The sequence below is a fragment of the Pseudomonas moorei genome (genome assembly GCF_008801475.1).
GTDB lineage: Bacteria > Pseudomonadota > Gammaproteobacteria > Pseudomonadales > Pseudomonadaceae > Aquipseudomonas > Aquipseudomonas moorei.
This window is the reverse complement of record NZ_VZPP01000018.1, coordinates 1-20707: the sequence shown is the minus strand read 5'-3', so window position 1 is coordinate 20707 and position 20707 is coordinate 1. Positions and strand designations below refer to the sequence as shown.

Below are 20707 nucleotides of genomic sequence, written 5' to 3'. Positions count from 1 at the left end.
ACAAGGGACATCAAGACTGCTGGCAACTCGCCAGTGCAGACGACAAAAATTCCTGTGGGAGCTGGCTTGCCAGCGAAGAGGCCCTCAAGCGCTGTGCACGACTCAAGGCCGGCTCCAACAGGTGGGTGTTGTATTTATCTTGGCGGATAGTTGGACAGTATCCGGGTGACCGTTTCGCGTATCGCATCGCTACGGTCCGAGGGGTTCGGTGTGCGGCTGAGTATCTGCTCGTCACTGCCGCGCCACACCAGTTTACCGTCCTTGCCATCGAGCAGATCGATCTGGAGGGTGGCGACCTTGTAAGGAACCACGCGGGTTTCGTTGTACATCGGCGCGCCCCAATAGCCGTTCCACGGGTTGCCCCAACCGCCGCCATAGTTGGTGGTGACCTGCTGCTGACGTTCCTCGACTATCAGGTAGGTCTGCACGTTCAAATCGCCCTTGGTACCCGCGGCGGCGGGGCGCAGGCCGCGCTGATCCAGTTGATCGGCCACCGACTGGCGCACGCGCTGTTCGGTCAAATCACTCTTGATCCGCGGGTCATCGGGGCGATATTGCAGGGCAGGTTCTTTCCAGCTCCAGCTGCGATAGGCCGAGAAGTCGCGGCTGGCGTCGTAGTCATGATTGACCTGGTTGGCGGCGCAGGCACTGAGCAGTACGGCCGCTGCCAGTAAAACGAAACGGCGGAACATGATGATTCTCCGGTAGAAGACATGAACCTGCGGAGTGCTCCTCAACCACAGAAGCTAACTGGGAGGATACGCCGACATTGCCTTTTCTACAGCCTCCCGTATGGCGTCAGCCTGTTCGGTCAGCGTGCCCTGGCTCCGGGTTTCTGCGCTGGCACTCCAGACCGGTTGACCGCTTTGCCCGTCGAACAAATCCACCTGCACCACCACGACTTGCTCCTGATAAGTGCGGATGATCGGTACCGTGTTGTACATGCCAACGCCGTTACCATAACCGTGGTGACCGCCGTAGTAGCCACCGCCGTAATAGCCGTAGTCATCCTGGACCTGGCGCAGGCGGGTTTCCAGGCGCAGGTTGGCGCTGACAAACAGATCCGCCGGACGATTGTCATGCAGAGGGCGCAAGCCGCGTTGATCGAGGGCATTGCTCACCGCTTCGGCGACCTGCGCCGAGTCGGCCCAGACACTGCCCGGCGGCAGTTGCCCGTTGAGCCAGGCCCAACTGCGGTAGCGACCGTAATCACGTGGAGCAGCAGGGTAGGCGCTGCGGTCGAAGGTGTGGGCTGCCTGAGGCGGCGCCGGTGGCAAAGGGTTGGAGGTTGCCACATACGGGTTGCTGCTCTGACAAGCCGCCAACCCCAGACACAGAACTAACAACCCGGAACGACTGTTCATTTTTTACTCCGCTCAGACCGGCCGACAAATCCAGTGCAAATAACGCCCAAGCCCGGCAAAGCCTGGATGGCGACGGTGGGCCAGTTCCATTTCCAGCAAGTCCACCAGCTCGGCGCGGGCCTGGAATTCCACCGGCATGTAATCGTGAAAAACCCGCACGCCACTCTGGGTTTCGACCCGCCACAAACCATCAAGTTGCGCCGCCAACTCCCGTGGATCAAGGGGTTGTTGCGGGGTAAGGCTTTGCTTCTCGCCGGCCATATCGTTCTTGCGCATCTTGCGGAAATGGCCCTTGAGCAAATTGCGGTAGATCAGTGCATCGCGGTTATAGAAGGCCAGCGACAGCCAGCCATCGGCCTTGGTCAGCTGATGCAACACCGGCAGGATCGCGTGGGGTTCGGCCAGCCACTCCAGCACCGCATGGCAGAGCACCAGATCGTAAGGTTCGGTGAGTTGGCCAAGCAGATCCTGCCAGGGCGCCTGGATAAACGTTGCGGTTTGCCCGGCGTCGGCGAAACGCTGGCGGGCGCCTTCGAGCATGGGCTCGGCGGGCTCGGCCAACGTCACCTCATGGCCGCGTTGCGCCAGCCACAGCGACATGTGGCCAAGGCCAGCGCCGATGTCCAGCACCCGTAGCGGGCGATCCGGCAAGGTTTCGGCCAGATCCGCCTGCAGCACCGCAAGCCGGATCGCACCTTTGGCGCCGCCGTAGATTTTTTCGGCGAAGCGGGTGGCCAACTGATCGAAGTGACGGTCGCTCATCAGCTGAACCTCCGTTCGCTGTCCGCCAGTTTGCTGCGCACCACTTCATTCATGTCCAGACCCAACTCGCTGCACAACAGCAATAGATAGAGGACGATATCGCCGACTTCCTGTCCGGCGTGGGCCAGTTTGTCCGCCGGCAACTGGCGCGACTGGTCTTCGGTCAGCCACTGGAAAATTTCCACCAGCTCGGACATTTCGACGCTCGCGGCCATGGCCAGGTTTTTCGGGCTGTGAAATTGCCGCCAGTCATTGCGGTCACGGATGGCGTGCAGGCGTTCGGTCAGTTCAACAAGGTTCATCGGGTTCTCCTGAAGGCGTATAGCTTCGGGGGGATGACGGATGAAGGCAAGCGGCAGAGTTTGAGTCATGGTGATGGGGGCGTTCCCACAGTTGCAGGACAACCCTCTATGCTTGTGGGGAACTCGGTGCCGCAATCGACAGCCCAAGGCTCAACTCCGGCAACCCGCCTCTCATTGATCAGGACGTTCATTCCATGCAGGTAGAAGGTTTTTTCGAATGGCTCGGCCAGGCCCTCGGTTCAGTCATCCGTTTCATCGTTGATGGCCTCAGCGGCTTGTTCCAGATGATGAGCCGCGCCAGCAGCAATTTTGTCGATGGCCTGTCCCGCGCCCTGGGCATGGACACGTCGATCATCAGCATCGCCACGCTGATCCTGGGATTGGTGGTGTTGTGGTCGGCGATCCGCGCGTTCATGAACGCCTCGTTCATCATGGGGATCATCTGGTTGATGCTGGGCCTCTGGTTGTTGAGCTGGGTGGTTCACTAAGCCCCCCCACTCCTACAATGGATCGCGGCAATCCAAAATGTGTCGCTACAATGCCCGCTCCTCAAGGAGCCCGCATGTCCAACCTGATCGCCGACTGGCGCGACCGCCCTACCCATCGCCGGGTCTGGGCGCTGGCTGCGCCGATGATTCTCTCGAACATCTCCGTTCCCCTGGTGGCGCTGGTCGACAGCACCGTCATCGGCCATCTGCCCCACGCCCATCAACTCGGCGCCGTGGCGGTCGGGGCCAGCCTGTATACCTTTCTCGCCTGGGCCATGGGTTTTCTGCGCATGGGCTCCACCGGGTTCGCCGCCCAGGCGGCCGGGCGTCGCGATGGCGCGGCTTTGCGGCAGATCTTGTTGCAAGGGCTGTTGCTGGCCATGGGACTGGCTGTGGTGTTGGGTGCGCTGGGTGTGCCGTTGAGTGGCATCGCTCTGCATTTCATGCAGCCGTCGGCGGAACTGGACCAGATGACCCGCGTGTTTTTCCATACGCGGCTGTTCGGCCTGCCAGCGGCGCTGGCCAGCTACGCCCTGGTCGGCTGGTTCCTTGGCACGCAGAACGCCCGCGCGCCGCTGGTGATTCTGCTGAGCACCAATCTGGTCAACATCGCGCTGAACCTCTGGTTTGTCCTCGGTCTGGAATGGGGTGTGGTCGGTGCCGCCCGGGCATCGGTCATTGCCGAGTGGACCGGCGCCCTGATCGGCCTGCTGATGACCCGCCGGGCCCTGCGCGCCTATCCTGGCCACATCGCCTGGGCTGCACTGGCGCTATGGCAGAGCTGGCGACCTCTGTTGGCGGTCAATCGCGATATCTTCATCCGCAGCCTGGCCCTGCAATCGGTGTTTTTTCTGATCACGGTGCAAGGTGCACGGCTGGGGGATGCCACTGTCGCCGCCAACGCCCTGTTGCTCAACGGCCTGCTGCTGACCGCTCATGCACTGGATGGTCTGGCCCATGCCGTCGAAGCCCTGTGCGGCCATGCCATCGGCGCTCGCGACCGTGAGGCCCTGCGCCGCTCATTGGTGGTGGCCTGCGGCTGGTCGTTGCTGGCGAGCCTCGGTTTTGCCGCGTTGTTCCTGTTTGCCGGGCATCTGTTCATCGAGATGCAGACCGACATTCAAAGTGTGCGCGACACCGCGTTCATCTATCTGCCCTATCTCGCGGCGCTGCCGTTGATTGCGGTCTGGAGCTACCTGCTCGATGGCCTGTTCATCGGCGCCACCCGCGCCCGGGAAATGCGCAACGGCATGCTGCTGACGGTGGCCTTGCTGGTGCCGTTCGGGTGGGCGTTGCAAGGTTTTGGCAACCATGGCCTGTGGATAACGTTCCTGCTGTTCATGGTGTTGCGCAGCCTGACCCTGGGCGCCATTGCCTGGCGTCTGCGGCGCAACGATGGCTGGTTCGCCCGTGCTCACTGAGGCGGGGTTGCCCTGACGAACGAAGTGACCTCATCCAGCACCGGCGCCAACCCGCGCATGGGCCGCGACAACGCCGCCACCAGCGTGGCGTGGCCGGTGCGAGAGAAATAAAGATCCTGCACGGGCACACCCGCCTCTCGCAGCTTGAGCGCCAGGCCGCCGGTGTTGCGCGTCGGATTGACCACGTCATCGTCCGTCGATGCCATCAACAGCGCCGGCGGTGCGCCGCGACTGACGTGATTGATCGGTTGCGATTGGGGCGGTGAGTCGGGCCAGAAAAACACCGGGCGCACATCCGGATTCTTGATCGGCAGGAAATCATAAGGGCCGGCCAGACCGATCCAGCCGCGGAGGTCGTGCGGCGACAGGCCCACCGCCCCCAGCAGTCCGGGGTCCAGTGCCAGCATCGCGACGTTGTAGGCTCCGGAACTATGCCCCATCAGGTACAGACGCTGCGGGTTGCCGGCATATTGACGGATGTGATCATGGGTCCAGGCCACCGCCCCGGCGGCGTCTTCGAGAAACTGCGGATATCGCACCTGCGGATACAACCGATAGTCCGCCAGCACCGCGACCATTCCCCGGGACGCCAGCGCCTCGCCGACAAAGCTGTAGTCGCTGCGTGAGCCACTGTTCCAGCTGCCACCGTAGAAAAACACCACCACCGGCGCATTGACCATCGGATGATGCGGCACATAGACATCGAGCTTTTGCCGCGGATCGCTGCCATAGGCAATGCCCTCGGTCCTGTCGAACGTGCCATCGGGCGTGAGGGCGTTGAGCATTTTCAGCGGCGAACAGGCCGTTATCGCGAGCAGCGATACAGCCCCCGCAATCAACCCTATCAACCGCCAGATCCTGTTCGCCATCAGTGTCGTACCTTCTATCGGGGTTGCTGGTCTTGCCAACGATTGCGCAGGCGTTCGAGGCGTTCTTTCTGAGTGACGCCCGGTAGCGGCAGGTCGGGCACAGCCTCCGGGTACTGCAAGCGTAGCCATAACCAGCCATCGAGCACCGCACGCTCGCTGAAACCCAGTGTCAGCCCTTCCTGGAGATGGGACCACAGCGTGCGGTAATCGGTGCCGGTGGACTGGCACCATTGCCAGGTGTGGTGCTCCAGCAGGCAGGTTTGCAGCCTTGTCTTCTGATGGGCACTGAGTGCTTCCTCGATCGCCAGCGGGCTGACTGCAAGCCCCGGATTGAGCAACCGTTGCCAGCCCTGGCTGCCGTTTGCCCGGTCCGCCCAGGTGCCGCCGAACCAGCACAACTGACTGATCGGCCCCAGCCAGCGACTCAGTTCCCCGGCATCGCAGGCATCGAAGAAGTAGCTGGCGGTGCAAGGGTTGTAGTAACTCAGCAAGGCGCGGTGATGCACGCCGAAACCGACCGTGAGCATGCGTCGCAGGTGCGTCAGCAAGGCCGACGCCGGCGCCTCGCTGCCCAACAGCAATCCACGCCAGTAAGGCGCCTCGCGCTGACAAAGTTCGGCCAGAGCCGGGCAAGTCCGCAGATCGATCAGCACCGGACCTTGCTTGCGTAGCGCATGCCACTCCGTGCCTTCGAACAACCAGAACCACCGGGCGTGAGCAAACCGGTGCTGCTGGATTGCGCCCGTTTGCGGGGCGCCCGGTTTATCCAGCAACAACCATTGCGGGAGCGAATCGGGTGTGTCCACGCCGATCATGCCGCACCGCTCTGGCCAAGCCGTGCCGCCGCCCGACAGGCACAGAAAGCCTGGGCGCAATGATTGAAACTGCCGCCACCGGGCAGCAGGCAAAGCAACATCAAGGGCTCGCCGGAACGCAACCAGTCCGTTACGCCCTCAGGCGGGCAATCATCGAGGGGTAACGAAACGGGCATTTCTTCCTCTTCGAGCAACTGTGGCGGATGGAGAAAACCGGTGATCAACGGTTGATCCGGGCCCCCCTCAATAAAGCTCACCACCACTTCAGTGCCTTCACTCAACCCTGTGACATTCTCGGCCTCCAGCGCCGGCGCGAGCGGCAACCAACAGTGACTGGGGGCCGCGCCCTCGCCCTGGTACAGCCAGTCAAACTGCACCGCCACCGGTCTCGCGGGATCAGGCGCGGATTCATCGACACCCACCACCCACGCCCGCTGCAGGCTGTGCATGGCCGGTTTCTGCGCAGAATGGGACGACTCGAATGGCGCCTCCCAACGTATGGCGCGCAGTTGGTTGCTGTAGGGCTCGTTCGGGTCCTGACTGCCCTGATGCTCGACATGGGTCAGTAGCCACGGTTGATTACACTCGGCAACCGGATGTCTGGCGAGCGGCATCAACTGGCCGCTGCGCAGCGTCGGCAGGTCCGTATGGCACTGCACAGTCTGCGCCGCGTTGTCCGCGCATCGCTGCACCTCGAGACGACGCACGGCCGGTTGCTGGCCATCCGCGCAGAACACCGCCGCATCGCCGTGACGAAAATGCCCGTGTCCATCGGCAATCACCACACGATGCCCCCGTGCCCCGTGCTCGAAGTGGTAATGCAGCCGCTCCTGGGCGCACAGGCGCTGGACAAATTGCAGATCCGATTCGCGGTATTGGGTACAGAAATCGCGGGCGGGGTAATCGCCGCTCAACTCGAAGCGGCGTGCCTGGCCGACGATACCGTGCTCCCTGAGCACCTGATCAAGGATTTGCGGCACCGTGCGGGCGCTGAAGATGCGTTGGCTGAACCGCTGGGAAAGACAAGCCAGCCGTGGACCCAGCCGTACATGACAGAGCCTGGATGCCGGACCATGGTCACGCTGGACCAGCTCGTGCAATTGGCCATGCACGCAGTTTCCCGCTGGCCCGAAGTGCAAAGAGGCTGAACGGTACAACAGGCTGGAAAGGTCAAGGGTCAGGTCATCGATCAGCAACTCCACGTCAAAAACGAACGGCTCGCTGATGGATTCTCTACCGGTAAAGGCCAGGACCTCTAAGGCGTCGGACAGACCAGCTACGTCCAGACGAAATGCGGGTTCGTTGACTGGATCGAACATCGGCGATTCTCTACAGGAGGGGCGGCCGGGGATTCTCGCCGAGAGACATGGCCGAGTAGAGAGGCGCAGTACAACTTAGGAAATGACCTACGCGAAAAGAGGACTAAATGGCCTGATGACCGAAGACGCAGGTTTTTTCGCCTGGAAAAAGAGAGATGTCGCACCAGGTCATCTGAAATTTCCGAAGCGCACGGAAAATTTTCAGACAACCTGATGAGAACGGGGCTTACCTCAAGAAGAGAGGTAAGACGAACGGGTCAGACCCAGACGCAAGGCATCGAGGAACTGGGTGCGCTCGCTGGAACTGATGCGCGCACTGGCGCACTTGTCGCGGTAGTGGGTCATCAACTCTTCCGGCGACAAGTGCACGTAACGCAGCATGTCTTCGATGGTGTCGTGGGTTTCGATACCCGCGTGATACACACTGCCATCGGCGTTCTGGTAGATGTTCACCGAGTCGGTGTCACCGAACAGGTTGTGCATGTCGCCGAGAATTTCCTGGTAGGCACCGACCAGGAACACGCCCAGCAGGTAGTCCTCGCCTTCGTTCAACGCGTGCACTGGCAGGCTGGTTTCGATGCTCTGCTCATCGACGTACTGGTTGATCTTGCCGTCGGAATCGCAGGTCAGGTCTTGCAGCACCGCACGACGCATCGGCTCTTCGTCGAGGCGATGCAGCGGGATGATCGGCAGGACCTGGTCGATGGCCCAGGTGTCCGGCAGGCTCTGGAACACCGAGAAGTTGCAGATGTACTTGTCGGCCAGCTTGTCATTGAGTTCGTCCAGCACCTGACGGTGGGAACGCTGACGCGCCTTCAGCGAGTTGTGCAGGCGACGGCACACGGCGAAGTAGCATTGCTCGGCCAGGGCCTTTTCGGCCAGGGTCAGCTTGCCGTCGGCGTACTGCGAGGCGACATCGCTCATGTAGTGCGTGGCGCGCCAGTAGGTTTCGGTGACCATCTCGATGTCGGTCGGACCCAGCAAGTCCACCAGCCACTGCACGGTCTCCGGCAGCGCTTCTTTATTCTCGATCTGCGGCACGTCGTCGTTGTGCTTCTCGACGTCGGTCACCTGCACCACCAGCATCGCGTGGTGCGCGGTCAGCGAGCGGCCGCTTTCAGAGAAGATGTGCGGGTGCGGCAGGCTCTGCGCATCGCAGAATTCCTTGAGCATCCCGACCACGACACCGGCGTAGTCATCCATGTCGTAGTTGATCGAACTGGCGTTACGCGAGTGCGTACCGTCGTAGTCGACACCCAGGCCACCTCCGACGTCGATGTGATCCACCGGCAGGCCAAGGTTGCGCAGCTCGCCGTAGTAGCGGATCGCTTCCTTGAAACCGTGCTGGTAGTCCGCCAGGTTGGCGATCTGCGAACCCATGTGAAAGTGCAGCAGGCGAATGCCCTGATCCAGGCCGGCCGCACGGAAACGCTCGACCACCGACAGCAGTTGCGCCGCCGACAGACCGAACTTGGACTTCTCGCCACCGGTATCGGCCCATTTGCTCGACGCCAGGGACGACAGGCGCACGCGCAGACCAACCTGCGGCTTGACCTTCAGCGACGCCGCTTCTTCGATCACCAGGCCGACTTCGGATTCTTTCTCGATCACGATGAACACGTTGTGCCCGAGCTTCTGGCCCATCAGCGCCAGACGAATGAACTCACGGTCCTTGTAGCCGTTGCAGACGATGGTGCCACCCTTTGGCGCCAGTGCCAGCACCGCCAGCAACTCGGGCTTGGAGCCCGCTTCCAGACCAATGGATACGTTCTGCGTGGCGATGATGTTTTCGATCACCGCTTCCTGCTGGTTCACCTTGATCGGGTACAGCGCGGTGTACTTGCTCTGGTATTCCAGGCGCTCGATGTTGGCGTCGAACGCGCCGGTCAGCTGACGCACGCGGTCTTGCAGAATGTCCGGGAACCGTACCAGCAGCGGCAAGGACAAGCCGCTTTTACGCAGCTGGTCGACCTGCTCGAACAGATCGATAGGCGAGCTGCTCGGGCCGTTCGGACGAACTTCGACGCGACCGGCGTCGTTGATCGCGAAATACCCGGCCCCCCAATGGCGAATCCCGTAAACACTGCGGCTGTCCGCAACTGTCCATTGGCTGCCATCGTCTTTGCGTGTGCGTCGTACGGACATCGAAGTCCCCTATAAAGAAGTCATGGTGCGTCGCCTGGATTCAGGCCGGCGCAGTCTAAAGAATGAAAATGACGGTTCGTCAACGAGGAATAGACCCCGCCGACCGCAGTGAGTTTAGAAACCGGTCATGAACAGGCTCTGTGAAAACCATGGTAACGACGCCAGACCTGAAGGCCATCAGGACTGGATCAAGCCGCAGGTGGTTTTCACAGAGGCTGCTAGCCGCCGGACTTCTTCGCTTTGAAACCTTGCTTGATCAATTCGGCCAACAGTAGCTCGACATGATCGCCCTGGATTTCAATGACCCCGTCTTTCAACGCCCCGCCGGTGCCACATCGTTTCTTCAATGTAGTCGCCAGCTCCTTGAGCGCATCTTCGGCCAGCGGCACGCCAGTGATGGTCGTCACCGTCTTGCCGCCACGACCCTTGCTTTCGCGACGCACGCGAGCAATGCCGTCGCCGGCCGGGATAACGGTCTGTTTGCAGATGCAGGCGTCCACCGGTTTACTGCAATCCGGGCAATGACGACCTGCGTCGGTGGAAAATACCAGGCCACCAAGGGCGGCGAAGGATGCGGCTTTTTTGGCCACCGGCAATCCTCTTGGGAGGACAAAGACTGGTCGCAGCACTTGGGAAGGCTATCGACCGCGAAGCCCCACTCAGGCAGGGGCAGCGCTAATGAAACAGTACATCACTGCAGGAGCTGGCTTGTCGGTTCGCCGCATCGCAGCGATGGACATCAACGATGACGATCGGCATCAGGCAGCACGCGTCGTCCTTGCGTTTTTCGCGAGCAGGCTCGCTCCTACAAAAGGTCGCGCAGTGTAACGGCAAAAACGCCGATTGCTAAGAGCCAATCGGCGCCAATTTACAGCTCTTTTGCGACGTCTTCGCCGCGAGCCCTGAGATAGCGTTTCAGCGCTGCCAAAGAGTCCGGGCAATAAGGCTTTTCGTCGATTTCCCGAAGCACGTCGACGATCGGCAGGAAACGTGCCTCAAGCACCTCCTCCGGTTGCAGGATCAAAGGGCCGTCCCACACCGCCGAAAACGCCGAACACCAGAGACGGTTGCCAGTGTCCTCGAAGAAGAAATGGTCATGGGCGGTCAGTTCCACGCCGCTCACGCCGAGCTCTTCTTCCAGCTCGCGGGCCGCCGACTCGGCATAGCTTTCGGTGGCCAGCACCATGCCGCCCGCCGCCACGTCCCAATATCCGGGATAAATCGCCTTGCTCAGGGTACGCCGGTGCACGCAAAGCTCACCGGCGGAGTTGAACAGCATGATGTAGGTGCCCCGCCCGATCAGTCCGCGCTCGCGCAGATCGGCACGGACCAGGGCACCGAGCAGGTTGTCCTGCTCGTCGACCCAGGCAATCTGTTCCGCATCCGAGGCTGCACGGTGGGCAGCCTCCTTGGCACTATCGACCATGACTCAGCCCTGATTCAGCAGTTGACGCAAATCGATCACCGCCGCATTAGCGCGGGAGATGTAGTTGGCCATGACCAACGAGTGGTTGGCCAGCACGCCGAAGCCGCTGCCATTGAGGATCATCGGGCTCCATACCGGTTCCTGCGAAGCTTCCAGCTCACGGATGATCTGACGCACGCTGACCGTGGCGTTCTTCTTCGCCAGTACATCGGCGAAGTCGACCTCGATGGCGCGCAGCAAGTGCGACAACGCCCAGGCCTGACCGCGGGCTTCGTAGAACACGTTATCGATCTGCATCCACGGGGTCTCGACGATTTCCTCGTCGACTTGCGGCGCCACACCCGGCACCACAACCTCAGTCTTCAACGACGTGTTGAGCTTGACCCGGCCGACACTGGCCGACAGGCGTTGCGACAGCGAACCCAGACGAGTCCCGACGTCGCCCAGCCAGTTGTTCAGGTTGTCGGCACGGGCATAGAACAGCGCGGTTTTCTGGTTCGGATCCGACAGACGCGCCTGATAGCGACTCAGGGAATTGATGCCTTCCTGGTACTCGGACTCACTGGATGGCAGCACCCAGCTTTTATTGTCGAAGTTGAAACGCGGCTCGGCCTTCGCCAGATCGGCGTCTTCAGCGGACTGCGATTGCGAACGGGCGAAGTCTTTGCGCAATGCACGGGTCAGATCGCGCACTTGCACCAGCACGCCATATTCCCAGCTCGGCATGTTGTCCATCCACAGGCCCGGCGGGAAACGATCATTGGAAATGTAGCCGCCCGGCTTGTTCAGCAATGTCCCGGCTACGGTCTTGAGGGTTTCGACTGTGGTATAGCCGACCACCATCTGCTTGCCTTCTTTCTCGGCCGCCATTTGCGCATTCTGCTGCACCGGAAACAAGGCGGGCTCCTCGCTCCAATACCAGCCCAGGATGCCCGTCACCAGCAGGTAGATGGCCAGCAGTGTGGCCAGCGCCCGGCTGAACAACAGACCGCCCAGATAACTGCGGGTAGCCGACTTCGGTTCAGCGGCACGTTCAGGCGCGCTACCGGCGCGGTTCTTCCAGTCCAGCATGGCGATATCCTTTCAATCACTTGGGTTCATTGGTTCGACCACAACCATACAACAACGTGCCTTGGCCCGGCACCCGCCGTTGGGTTGATGCTGAAAATTAGTCGCCCCGCATGCGAAAAACCAGGGTCTGCCGGACGCTGACAGTGAGGACCCGGTATTGAACGGTTGTTTTTAGCGACGACGGCCCAGGACCTGACAGAAAGCCTCTAGGGGATTCCCCTACCCCCGAAAAACGAAAATCATCGTCAATTCACCCCGTCGATACGCCGCGAATCCCTGCCGGGCAAGGCTGATAAACCATCTGGAGCCGGCACCACGCCAACCCGGAAAAACCCTGAAAGCCCCGATTCAAAAGGCCTTCACGAGAACAGCCATCCAATTAAAGACCACACAGTCACAAACTGAATGGAGGTGCTTTGCAGATTATTGCCTGACAACACTCATGCAATCGAAAAGAGGTGCTAGCATAGAGCCACCAGTCGACCTCAGTGTGCACCCTAACTAGTAGTCAGGATATGACCGAGCCAGAAGACCCCAGCCGCGAGCGCCTCAAGCATCACTTTGCCCAGCGGGTAATTCATCAAGCACGTCAGATTCTTGAGATATGGCAGCGTCTGCAGCGCAGCGAGTGGTCGATCAGCGACCTGTCGGAACTGAGCGAGGCCAATCTGCGCCTGCTGCGTTTTGCCGAACGTTTCGAGCAACCGGAACACACGCAACTGGCACGCCATATCAGCCAGTCGCTGGAGGCTGTCGACGCCAATCGCGGACGCCTGAGCAGCGGCCTGATCACCGACCTCAACCGTTTGATGCAGCGCCTGTCGCGCACCGGCCTGCGCCATGGCGATCAACTCGACCAAACCTTCCTGCCGCCTCTGCGCAAGCCGATCTACGTGATGCTGCAGGATCATGACCGTGGCGAACGCCTGGCCAAACAGCTTGAGTTCTTTGGTCTCAGCGCCCAGTCCCTGGACAGTGTGGCGGCGTTTCGCTCCTCGATGGTCGAGCGCCTGCCGGCGGCGATAGTCATGGATGTGGATTTCAGCGGCCCCGGCATTGGCCTGCAACTGGCCGCCGAAGCCCAGGCAGGCCTCGATCATCGTTTACCGCTGTTGTTCTTCAGCCTGCACGAAACCGACACCCCGACCCGCCTGGCCGCCGTGCGGGCCGGTGGTCAGGAGTTTCTCACCGGCACCCTCGAAGCCTCGAGCCTGCTGGAGAAAATCGAAGTCCTGACCTGCGTCGCCCAGTACGAACCTTATAAAGTGCTGATCATCGACGATTCCCGCGCCCAGGCACTGCACACCGAACGCCTCCTTAATAGTGCAGGGATCGTCACCCGGACCTTGATCGAGCCGATCCAGGCCATGGCCGAGCTGGCGGACTTTCAACCGGACCTGATCATCCTCGACATGTACATGCCAGCCTGCACAGGCACGGAACTGGCCAAGGTAATTCGCCACAACGACCGGTATGTCAGCGTGCCGATCATTTATCTGTCGGCCGAGGATGACCTGGACAAGCAACTCGACGCCATGAGCGAAGGCGGCGACGACTTCCTGACCAAACCGATCAAGCCCCGGCACCTGATCACCACGGTGCGCAATCGGGCGGCTCGGGCACGCAACCTCAAGGCACGGATGGTCCGCGACAGCCTCACCGGCTTGTACAACCACACCCACATCCTGCAATTGCTCGAAGACTGCTCGTTCCGCGCCCGACGCGAGAACAAGCCGCTGAGCTTTGCCATGCTCGACATCGACCACTTCAAACGGGTCAATGACAGCCACGGCCACCCCATGGGCGACCGCGTGATCAAGAGCCTGGCGCTGTTCCTCAAGCAACGGTTGCGCAAGACCGACTTCATCGGCCGGTATGGCGGCGAAGAGTTCGCCATCGTCATGCCCGACACTGACCTTGAAGCGGCCTACCGGGTCCTCGATGAAATACGTCAGCGGTTTGCCGAAATTCACTACCCCGCTCAACCCCATGATCTTTGGTGCACCTTCAGTGCCGGGGTGGTCGAGTGGTGCGAACACTCGGACAGCCTGTTGATGGCCAGCCAGGCAGATGAGGCGCTGTATCGAGCCAAAGACGCCGGCCGTAATCGCGTGCAGGCGGCCAGGACGTCAAAGCAAAGTGCCACTTTTTCATCGCAAATCACTCCCTCAGTCATAACCCTGTAACAGAAACGCAATAAATTCAGGCGCTTACCATTCTGACGTTGGTAGACACGATGCGCCTGAAGCTGCTGACCAATCTCAATACCCTTCTTTTAGTCGCCGTCTGCGTCGCCCTTGGCGCCACGCTCTGGTGGTCGCAAAAAGCCCTCGAACGCCCTTACCTGTTAATGGAGCGTTACCTCGGCCTATCCCAGCAGTTTCAAAATGAAGTCGCGCGCAACGTCGAGGATTACCTCGCCAGCGGCGATGCCGTGCGCTTGAGCAGCGCCAGCCAGGCCATCGACGGCCTGCAAAAAGAACTCGGCGAATTGCCGCCAGCCCTGGCCGAAACTTTGCGTCCCAGCCTGTCGACCCTGGACGAATTCAGTAAAACCGATCTGCTGGCCGCCGGCAAACTCGCCGGCGCCCCCCAAGCCCTGCTGCTGCAAGCCGAACGGGAATTGAGCGCCAGCCTTGATCAACTCAGCCAATACGCCGGCGGCAACGCTGCCTATCTGACGCCGTTGCTCGCCGCCTCCCAGCACCTGGGCAAACTGTCCCTGGCCCGGGACAAACTGGTCAGCAGCGGTCGTAGTGAGCTGGCCGCCGATGTGGAGCGCGAAGTCGCCAGCATCCGTACCCAGGCTGAGCAACTGGATACCCTGCCGCTGCTGGGCGTGGCCGCCCGTGGTGAATCGAATACGGATGACTTCGCCGCGATGATGGGCCTGGAGAACACCGAGAAAACCGTCGCCGAAGATGCCGGCGTCGGCCTCAAGCGCGAACTGAACAGCCTCCTCACCCGCTACCCGGCGGAACTGGCGCGCACCCGCGAGCAGATCCAGAAACGCGCCGACCTCAGCACAGCGACCCACCTGAAAATCGCCGCCGTACAGCAAGCCATCGCTGGCCTGGAACCCGTGGTTCGTGCCCAGCACGGACAGATCCAGAGTGAAGTGAGATTGATGCAAGGCGTGATGATTGGTCTGATTTTGCTGATCGCCCTGCTCATCGACACCCTGCAACGACGCCTGGCCCGGACCCTGACCAATCTGGCGCCGGCCCTCTCGACCTGGGCCGAGGGCGATTTCAGCCGAAACATTGAACTGGGCAAGACCAACCGCGAACTGCGTGACATCGAGGCTTCGCTCAATCGTCTGCGCGCCTACCTGGTGGACCTGGTGGGCACCATTCGCCTCAACGCCGAGCAGGTTGCCGGTAGCAGCCGGACCCTGGCCGAGCTGAGCAACGACCTGCACAGCGGTGCCGAACATCAAGCCGGCGACACGGCAATGATTCGCGACTCGCTGAGCGAACTGGAAGCGACCATTCAACAAGTGGCCGGCGATGCCAGTCAGGCTGCCGATGCCAGCCGCCACGCGGGCCAGGCCGTCGCACACGGGCAAAAAGTCATTGGCCTGAGCCTCACCGGCCTGCATGCGCTGGTGGGTGAAGTGCAGGGCAATGCGCAGATGATCGAACACCTGGCCGAGGAATCGGCCACCATCGGCGGCGTTTTAACCGTGATCCGTTCGATTGCCGACCAGACCAATCTGTTGGCCTTGAACGCGGCCATCGAAGCCGCTCGCGCCGGGGAAATGGGGCGAGGCTTTGCCGTGGTGGCCGAAGAAGTTCGTTCTCTGGCACAGCGCACCGCCGGCGCCACGGGAGAAATTCAAACCCTGATCGCCGGCCTGCAAACTGCCGCGCGGCAATCGGTCGAAGGCATGCGCGCCCAGGTCGAACACGCCGAAGCCACCGCCAACCAGGCCCAGGCGGCTGATGGCGCGCTGGATAAAATCGTCGGAGCGATCCAGACCATTTCCGAGACAGCTGTGCGCATTGCCGATGTCACCGCCCAGCAGAGTGGCGCTGTCAGCGAAATCCGCGATCACAGTGAGCGGATTCACCAATTGGGTGGGGATAACTTGCTGCGTATTGGCGAGGGGCGCGAACAAGGGGAGAACCTGCTGGTGCTGGGCGGGCAACTGCATACGGCCGTTCAGGCGTTCCGCGTCTGATAGATCACCTTCGCGAGCAAGCTCGCACACGTTTGATTTGTGTACGCCGCAGATCCCCCCGTGTGAGCGACCCTGCTCGCGATAGCGTCATCACCCCCATCCTTGGCCCTGCATACCCGCCCGCCGTCCGCTATCATGCCCCCAATTCCGATACGCGAGATTGTCATGCGCCGTTTGCTCTGCCTGCTGCTTATAGTGCTCGCCCTGCCGGCCACCGCCACCGGGCTGCTGGAGAATCGGCCCAGTTCGACGCTGGGCTCGATCAACAACAGCGCCGATTTCCTGCCGGTGCGCGAGGCTTTCCAGCTCAGCCTGGTGGAAAGCACGCCGCAATCGATCAAGCTGCGCTTCGTCGCCACCGAGGGTTATTACCTCTACCGCCACCGCTTTCAGTTCCGCGCCGACCCGGTCGACCTCACGCTCGGCCCCGCCCGGCTGCCCAAGGGCGAACAAAAGCACGACGAGTACTTCGGTGATGTCGAGGTCTATCACGGCATTCTCGACGTCGAACTGCCGCGCACAGACCAACGTGCCTTTACCCTCGCCGTGACCTACCAGGGTTGTGCGGACAAAGGTCTGTGCTATCCACCCGAGACCGAACGCCTGAGCATCAGCGGCGACGGCGCAACGCCAGCCCATGACTGGGGCTGGCGTGCACTGGTGCTGTTCTTTCTCGCCGGCCTGGGCCTAACCTTTACCCCCTGCGTACTGCCCATGCTGCCGATCCTTTCCGGTGTGGTGTTGCGCGGCCAGGTCGGTGGCTGGCGCGGGTTCAATCTGTCACTGGCGTATGTCCTGCCGATGGCCGCCTGCTTCGCCCTGCTGGGCGCATTGATGGGGATGTTCGGCGCGCAGCTCAATCTGCAGGCACGCCTGCAATCGGCCTGGGTGCTGGTGCCGTTCGCGATGTTTTTTGCCGTGTTCGCCCTGGCGATGTTCGGTGTGTTCGAACTCAAGTTGCCCCATGCGATCAGCAGCCGACTCGATCGCATCGCCGGACGCACCGAAGGCGGTTCATTGTGGGGCGCCGCCGTACTGGGCGTGGTCTCCAGCCTGCTGGTTTCGCCCTGTGTATCGGCACCTCTGGCCGGCGCACTGCTTTACATCAGCGCCAGCGGCGATGCCTTGGGCGGCGGCCTGAAACTGTTCATGCTCGGCCTCGGCATGGGCGCCCCGCTGTTACTGGTCGCCACCGGCGGCGCTGCCTGGTTGCCGAAGAGCGGCCCCTGGCTGATCTACGTGAAAAACGCGATTGGCGTGCTGCTGCTGGGGCTGGCGATCGGTTTGCTCAGCCGCGTCATGCCGGGGCAGATCACCTTGCTGTTGATCGGTTTGCTGGCCGGTGGCGTCGGACTGTTCATGGGCGCACTGGAGTTCGTCTACAAACCTCCTCGAAAACGCCTGGGTCAATTGCTCGGGATGTTTCTGCTGTTTTATGCGCTGGCCTGCTGGTATGGCGCGTTCAGCGGTCAGACCGACCCTTTCAATCCGATCGGCCAGACGCGCACGATTGCTGCCAACGAGACCGCGCCAAACACCCGAGCCTGGCAAACCGTCAGCACTCCGGCCGACCTCGACCGCGTCCTCGCCGAAGCTCGCGCCTCCGGCACCCCTTTGCTGCTCGACTGGTACGCCGACTGGTGCATCAGCTGCAAAGTCATCGAACACGAAGTGCTCAACGACGCCACCGTGGTTGAACGGCTCAAGGGCTATCGGCTGATTCGTTTCGACATCACCGCCAGCAATGCCGAGCAACGCACCCTGCTCGACCGCTACAAACTGTTCGGGCCTCCGGCACTGATGTTTTTCGGCAAGGACGGCGTCGAGCGTGCCGAAGTGCGGGTGATCGGCGAGATCAATGCGGCGGACTTCGCCGAACGTGTCGCCAGGGCTAATGACCGGATTTAATCAAGCGGTCATATATTTCGCGCAAACATCGGTCATCGTGCTGCCTATTGCAGAGAACTGGACAGTCACAAAGGCTTTGCGGCATAGTCGCCGGGTTCTGACAACTGCACACGGATAACAAAGGAACAGCCGATGGCGACCCTACTGGTTCTGCACGGACCCAACCTGAACTTGCTTGGCACCCGTGAACCGGGCACCTACGGCGCCACGACGCTGGCGCAGATCAACCAGGACCTGGAACGCCGGGCCCGTGAAGCCGGCCACCATTTGCTGCACCTGCAAAGCAATGCCGAGTACGAATTGATCGACCGCATCCACGCTGCTCGCACCGAAGGCGTGGACTTCATTTTGATCAACCCAGCAGCTTTTACGCATACAAGTGTCGCATTACGTGACGCGTTGCTGGCGGTGAGCATCCCATTCATCGAAGTGCATTTGTCTAACGTGCACAAACGCGAACCTTTCCGCCATCACTCTTACTTCTCCGACGTAGCGGTGGGAGTGATCTGCGGCCTTGGCGCCAGCGGTTATCGACTGGCCCTGGAGGCCGCCCTAGAGCAGCTTGAAAAACAGGCAACAGCTTGAACAACAAGCGTTAAACGCCCCTGACCGACCCTTGGGAGTTGATGATTCATGGATATCCGTAAAGTTAAGAAACTGATCGAATTGCTGGAAGAGTCCGGCATCGACGAGCTCGAGATCAAGGAAGGCGAAGAGTCCGTACGCATCAGCCGTCATAGCAAGACCCCGGCTCAGCAGTACTATGCACCGGCTCCAATGCATGCTCCGGCTGCCGCGCCTGCCGCTGCCGCCGCTCCGGCTGCCGCTGCCGCCCCAGCAGCTGCTCCGGCCGCACCAGCGCTGAACGGCACCGTTGCCCGTTCGCCGATGGTCGGTACGTTCTATCGCAAGTCTTCGCCAACTTCGCCGTCCTTCGTTGAAGTCGGCCAGACCGTGAAGAAAGGCGACACCCTGTGCATCGTTGAAGCCATGAAGATGATGAACCACATCGAAGCTGAAACCAGCGGTGTGATCGAATCCATCCTCGTCGAAGACGGCCAGCCGGTTGAGTACGACCAACCGCTGTTCACCATCGTTTGAACCGCGGAGAGCCTTTGATGACTGCGAAGTTGGAAAAAGTTCTGATCGCCAACCGCGGTGAGATCGCACTGCGGATTCTGCGCGCCTGCAAAGAGATGGGCATCAAGACCGTCGCCGTTTATTCCAAGGCTGACAAGGAACTGATGCACCTGGGCCTGGCAGACGAATCCGTCTGCATCGGTCCGGCATCGGCTGCCCACTCTTACCTGCACATCCCGGCAATCATCGCCGCGGCCGAAGTGACCGGCGCCACCGCCATTCACCCAGGCTACGGTTTCCTCGCGGAAAACGCCGACTTTGCCGAACAGGTCGAGAACTCCGGCTTCGCCTTCATCGGTCCGAAAGCCGAAACCATCCGCCTGATGGGCGACAAGGTTTCGGCCAAGCACGCGATGATCGCCGCTGGCGTACCGACTGTTCCTGGTTCCGACGGCCCGCTGCCGGAAGACGAAGAAACCGCTCTGCGCATCGGCCGCGAAGTCGGTTACCCGGTGATCATCAAAGCCGCTGGCGGCGGCGGTGGTCGCGGCATGCGCGTCGTGCACAAGGAAGAAGACCTGATTTCCTCGGCGAAACTGACCCGCTCCGAAGCGGGCGCAGCGTTCGGCAACCCGATGGTCTATCTGGAAAAATTCCTGACCAACCCACGTCACGTGGAAGTTCAGGTGCTGTCCGACGGCCAGGGCAACGCCATCCATCTGGGCGACCGTGACTGCTCGCTGCAACGCCGTCACCAGAAAGTTCTCGAAGAAGCGCCGGCACCGGGCATCGACGAGAAGGCTCGCCAGGAAGTCTTCGCCCGCTGCGTCAAGGCGTGCATCGACATCGGTTACCGTGGCGCAGGCACTTTCGAGTTCCTGTACGAAAACGGTCGCTTCTACTTCATCGAGATGAACACTCGTGTCCAGGTAGAGCACCCGGTTTCGGAAATGGTCACCGGTATCGACATCGTCAAGGAGATGCTGAGCATCGCCGCCGGCAACAAGCTGTCGTTCACCCAGGATGACGTGGTCATCCGCGGTCACGCACTGGAATGCCGGATCAACGCCGAAGACCCGAAAACCTTCATGCCAAGCCCTGGCACGGTCAAGCATTTCCACGCTCCAGGCGGCAACGGCGTTCGCGTCGACTCGCACCTGTACAGTGGTTATGCCGTTCCGCCGAACTACGATTCGTTGATCGGCAAGCTGATCACCTACGGCGCAACCCGTGACGAAGCCATGGCGCGCATGCGCAATGCGCTGGACGAAATCGTGGTCGACGGGATCAAGACCAACATCCCGCTGCACCGCGACCTGACCCGCGATGAAGGCTTCTGCAAAGGGGGCGTGAACATTCACTACCTCGAGCACAAGCTGGCAGGCGAGAAGCACTAAGCTTCGACCCGAACAACAAAGCCGCCTTCGCAGACTGTGTGAAAACCTAGCAATCTGCGCAGCGCTCAAAGAAAATGCTCCGTATCGAAAGATACGGAGCATTTTTCGTTATGGCCTACATCCAGGGAGAGCCCCGCAGCCAGACCAGCCTGTTCCC

General features: G+C 61.1%; 19 protein-coding genes. 8 read left to right on the top strand and 11 right to left on the bottom strand.

What is annotated here, in order from left to right; genetic code table 11:
• Positions 1–134 precede the first annotated feature (134 nt).
• The 4 genes from F7R06_RS27250 to F7R06_RS27235 are packed head-to-tail and all read right to left on the bottom strand — an operon-like array spanning position 135 to position 2428.
• Positions 135–692, bottom strand: a complete 558-nt coding sequence (locus tag F7R06_RS27250) for a DUF4136 domain-containing protein (RefSeq protein ID WP_090328726.1) — start codon at positions 690–692, stop codon at positions 135–137.
• Between the two features lie 54 nt (positions 693–746).
• Complete coding sequence (locus F7R06_RS27245; protein WP_090328724.1) at positions 747–1364, bottom strand: DUF4136 domain-containing protein; 618 nt, start codon at positions 1362–1364, stop codon at positions 747–749.
• A 12-nt stretch (positions 1365–1376) separates the two neighbouring features.
• A complete protein-coding gene (locus F7R06_RS27240) occupies positions 1377–2126 on the bottom strand; it encodes a methyltransferase (RefSeq protein ID WP_090328723.1) in 750 nt (249 codons plus the stop codon).
• Positions 2126–2428: a MazG-like family protein gene (locus F7R06_RS27235; RefSeq protein WP_007951009.1), complete on the bottom strand. Its 303-nt coding sequence runs from the start codon at positions 2426–2428 to the stop codon at positions 2126–2128. The genes F7R06_RS27240 and F7R06_RS27235 overlap by 1 nt, the downstream gene beginning before the upstream one ends.
• 194 nt (positions 2429–2622) lie before the next feature.
• Here F7R06_RS27235 and F7R06_RS27230 point away from each other — a divergent pair, with 194 nt between their 5' ends.
• Both F7R06_RS27230 and F7R06_RS27225 read left to right on the top strand, forming a co-directional pair.
• Positions 2623–2916 (top strand): hypothetical protein, encoded by a 294-nt coding sequence (locus tag F7R06_RS27230; RefSeq protein WP_090328721.1) that lies wholly within the window; start codon positions 2623–2625, stop codon positions 2914–2916.
• A 74-nt stretch (positions 2917–2990) separates the two neighbouring features.
• Positions 2991–4337: an MATE family efflux transporter gene (locus F7R06_RS27225; protein ID WP_090328719.1), complete on the top strand. Its 1347-nt coding sequence runs from the start codon at positions 2991–2993 to the stop codon at positions 4335–4337.
• Here F7R06_RS27225 and F7R06_RS27220 read toward each other — a convergent pair.
• From F7R06_RS27220 to F7R06_RS27190, 7 genes are all read right to left on the bottom strand, one after another.
• On the bottom strand, positions 4331–5206 hold the full coding sequence (locus F7R06_RS27220; protein WP_090328716.1) for an alpha/beta hydrolase: 876 nt from the start codon (positions 5204–5206) through the stop codon (positions 4331–4333). The two genes, F7R06_RS27225 and F7R06_RS27220, sit on opposite strands and share 7 nt — an antisense overlap.
• Positions 5207–5220: 14 nt before the next feature.
• Complete coding sequence (locus tag F7R06_RS27215) at positions 5221–6021, bottom strand: DUF4123 domain-containing protein (RefSeq protein ID WP_090328714.1); 801 nt, start codon at positions 6019–6021, stop codon at positions 5221–5223.
• A complete protein-coding gene (locus F7R06_RS27210) occupies positions 6018–7340 on the bottom strand; it encodes a contractile injection system protein, VgrG/Pvc8 family (protein WP_090328712.1) in 1323 nt (440 codons plus the stop codon). Before F7R06_RS27210 ends, F7R06_RS27215 begins: the two co-directional genes overlap by 4 nt.
• Before the next feature lie 231 nt (positions 7341–7571).
• On the bottom strand, positions 7572–9485 hold the full coding sequence (gene speA / locus F7R06_RS27205) for an arginine decarboxylase (RefSeq protein ID WP_090328711.1): 1914 nt from the start codon (positions 9483–9485) through the stop codon (positions 7572–7574).
• A 218-nt stretch (positions 9486–9703) separates the two neighbouring features.
• Entirely contained in the window at positions 9704–10075 is a 372-nt protein-coding gene (locus tag F7R06_RS27200) for a translation initiation factor Sui1 (RefSeq protein ID WP_090328709.1), read from the bottom strand.
• A gap of 278 nt (positions 10076–10353) precedes the next feature.
• Positions 10354–10911 (bottom strand): NUDIX hydrolase, encoded by a 558-nt coding sequence (locus F7R06_RS27195; RefSeq protein ID WP_090328707.1) that lies wholly within the window; start codon positions 10909–10911, stop codon positions 10354–10356.
• Between the two features lie 3 nt (positions 10912–10914).
• A complete protein-coding gene (locus F7R06_RS27190; RefSeq protein ID WP_090328704.1) occupies positions 10915–11982 on the bottom strand; it encodes a DUF2333 family protein in 1068 nt (355 codons plus the stop codon).
• Positions 11983–12497: 515 nt separating this feature from the next.
• Here F7R06_RS27190 and gcbA point away from each other — a divergent pair.
• The 6 genes from gcbA (at position 12498) to accC (ending at position 20550) form a co-directional block, all read left to right on the top strand.
• Positions 12498–14168 carry a diguanylate cyclase GcbA gene (gcbA, locus tag F7R06_RS27185; RefSeq protein ID WP_090328702.1) on the top strand — a complete coding sequence of 557 codons (1671 nt, stop codon included), beginning with the start codon at positions 12498–12500 and terminating at the stop codon, positions 14166–14168.
• 50 nt (positions 14169–14218) lie between these two features.
• Positions 14219–16165, top strand: a complete 1947-nt coding sequence (locus tag F7R06_RS27180) for a methyl-accepting chemotaxis protein (RefSeq protein WP_090328699.1) — start codon at positions 14219–14221, stop codon at positions 16163–16165.
• 165 nt (positions 16166–16330) lie between these two features.
• Positions 16331–18073, top strand: a complete 1743-nt coding sequence (locus tag F7R06_RS27175) for a protein-disulfide reductase DsbD (RefSeq protein ID WP_090328695.1) — start codon at positions 16331–16333, stop codon at positions 18071–18073.
• A 132-nt stretch (positions 18074–18205) separates the two neighbouring features.
• Entirely contained in the window at positions 18206–18658 is a 453-nt protein-coding gene (gene aroQ, locus F7R06_RS27170; protein WP_090328693.1) for a type II 3-dehydroquinate dehydratase, read from the top strand.
• A 48-nt stretch (positions 18659–18706) separates the two neighbouring features.
• Positions 18707–19174, top strand: coding sequence for an acetyl-CoA carboxylase biotin carboxyl carrier protein (gene accB / locus F7R06_RS27165; protein ID WP_090328691.1), 468 nt, complete (start codon positions 18707–18709; stop codon positions 19172–19174).
• A gap of 17 nt (positions 19175–19191) precedes the next feature.
• Positions 19192–20550, top strand: a complete 1359-nt coding sequence (gene accC / locus F7R06_RS27160) for an acetyl-CoA carboxylase biotin carboxylase subunit (protein WP_056852463.1) — start codon at positions 19192–19194, stop codon at positions 20548–20550.
• Positions 20551–20707: the final 157 nt, after the last annotated feature.

Bases quoted from the DNA above. Each gene is read 5' to 3' on its own strand.
- F7R06_RS27240 (WP_090328723.1), bottom strand. From the start codon at position 2,126: ATGAGCGACCGTCACTTCGATCAGTTGGCCACCCGCTTCGCCGAAAAA.
- F7R06_RS27225 (WP_090328719.1), top strand. From the start codon at position 2,991: ATGTCCAACCTGATCGCCGACTGGCGCGACCGCCCTACCCATCGCCGG.
- speA (WP_090328711.1), bottom strand. From the start codon at position 9,485: ATGTCCGTACGACGCACACGCAAAGACGATGGCAGCCAATGGACAGTT.
- gcbA (WP_090328702.1), top strand. From the start codon at position 12,498: ATGACCGAGCCAGAAGACCCCAGCCGCGAGCGCCTCAAGCATCACTTT.
- F7R06_RS27215 (WP_090328714.1), bottom strand. From the start codon at position 6,021: ATGATCGGCGTGGACACACCCGATTCGCTCCCGCAATGGTTGTTGCTG.
- F7R06_RS27195 (WP_090328707.1), bottom strand. From the start codon at position 10,911: ATGGTCGATAGTGCCAAGGAGGCTGCCCACCGTGCAGCCTCGGATGCG.
- F7R06_RS27220 (WP_090328716.1), bottom strand. From the start codon at position 5,206: ATGGCGAACAGGATCTGGCGGTTGATAGGGTTGATTGCGGGGGCTGTA.
- F7R06_RS27190 (WP_090328704.1), bottom strand. From the start codon at position 11,982: ATGCTGGACTGGAAGAACCGCGCCGGTAGCGCGCCTGAACGTGCCGCT.
- F7R06_RS27180 (WP_090328699.1), top strand. From the start codon at position 14,219: ATGCGCCTGAAGCTGCTGACCAATCTCAATACCCTTCTTTTAGTCGCC.
- F7R06_RS27175 (WP_090328695.1), top strand. From the start codon at position 16,331: ATGCGCCGTTTGCTCTGCCTGCTGCTTATAGTGCTCGCCCTGCCGGCC.
- F7R06_RS27250 (WP_090328726.1), bottom strand. From the start codon at position 692: ATGTTCCGCCGTTTCGTTTTACTGGCAGCGGCCGTACTGCTCAGTGCC.
- F7R06_RS27245 (WP_090328724.1), bottom strand. From the start codon at position 1,364: ATGAACAGTCGTTCCGGGTTGTTAGTTCTGTGTCTGGGGTTGGCGGCT.
- aroQ (WP_090328693.1), top strand. From the start codon at position 18,206: ATGGCGACCCTACTGGTTCTGCACGGACCCAACCTGAACTTGCTTGGC.
- F7R06_RS27230 (WP_090328721.1), top strand. From the start codon at position 2,623: ATGCAGGTAGAAGGTTTTTTCGAATGGCTCGGCCAGGCCCTCGGTTCA.
- accB (WP_090328691.1), top strand. From the start codon at position 18,707: ATGGATATCCGTAAAGTTAAGAAACTGATCGAATTGCTGGAAGAGTCC.
- accC (WP_056852463.1), top strand. From the start codon at position 19,192: ATGACTGCGAAGTTGGAAAAAGTTCTGATCGCCAACCGCGGTGAGATC.
- F7R06_RS27210 (WP_090328712.1), bottom strand. From the start codon at position 7,340: ATGTTCGATCCAGTCAACGAACCCGCATTTCGTCTGGACGTAGCTGGT.
- F7R06_RS27235 (WP_007951009.1), bottom strand. From the start codon at position 2,428: ATGAACCTTGTTGAACTGACCGAACGCCTGCACGCCATCCGTGACCGC.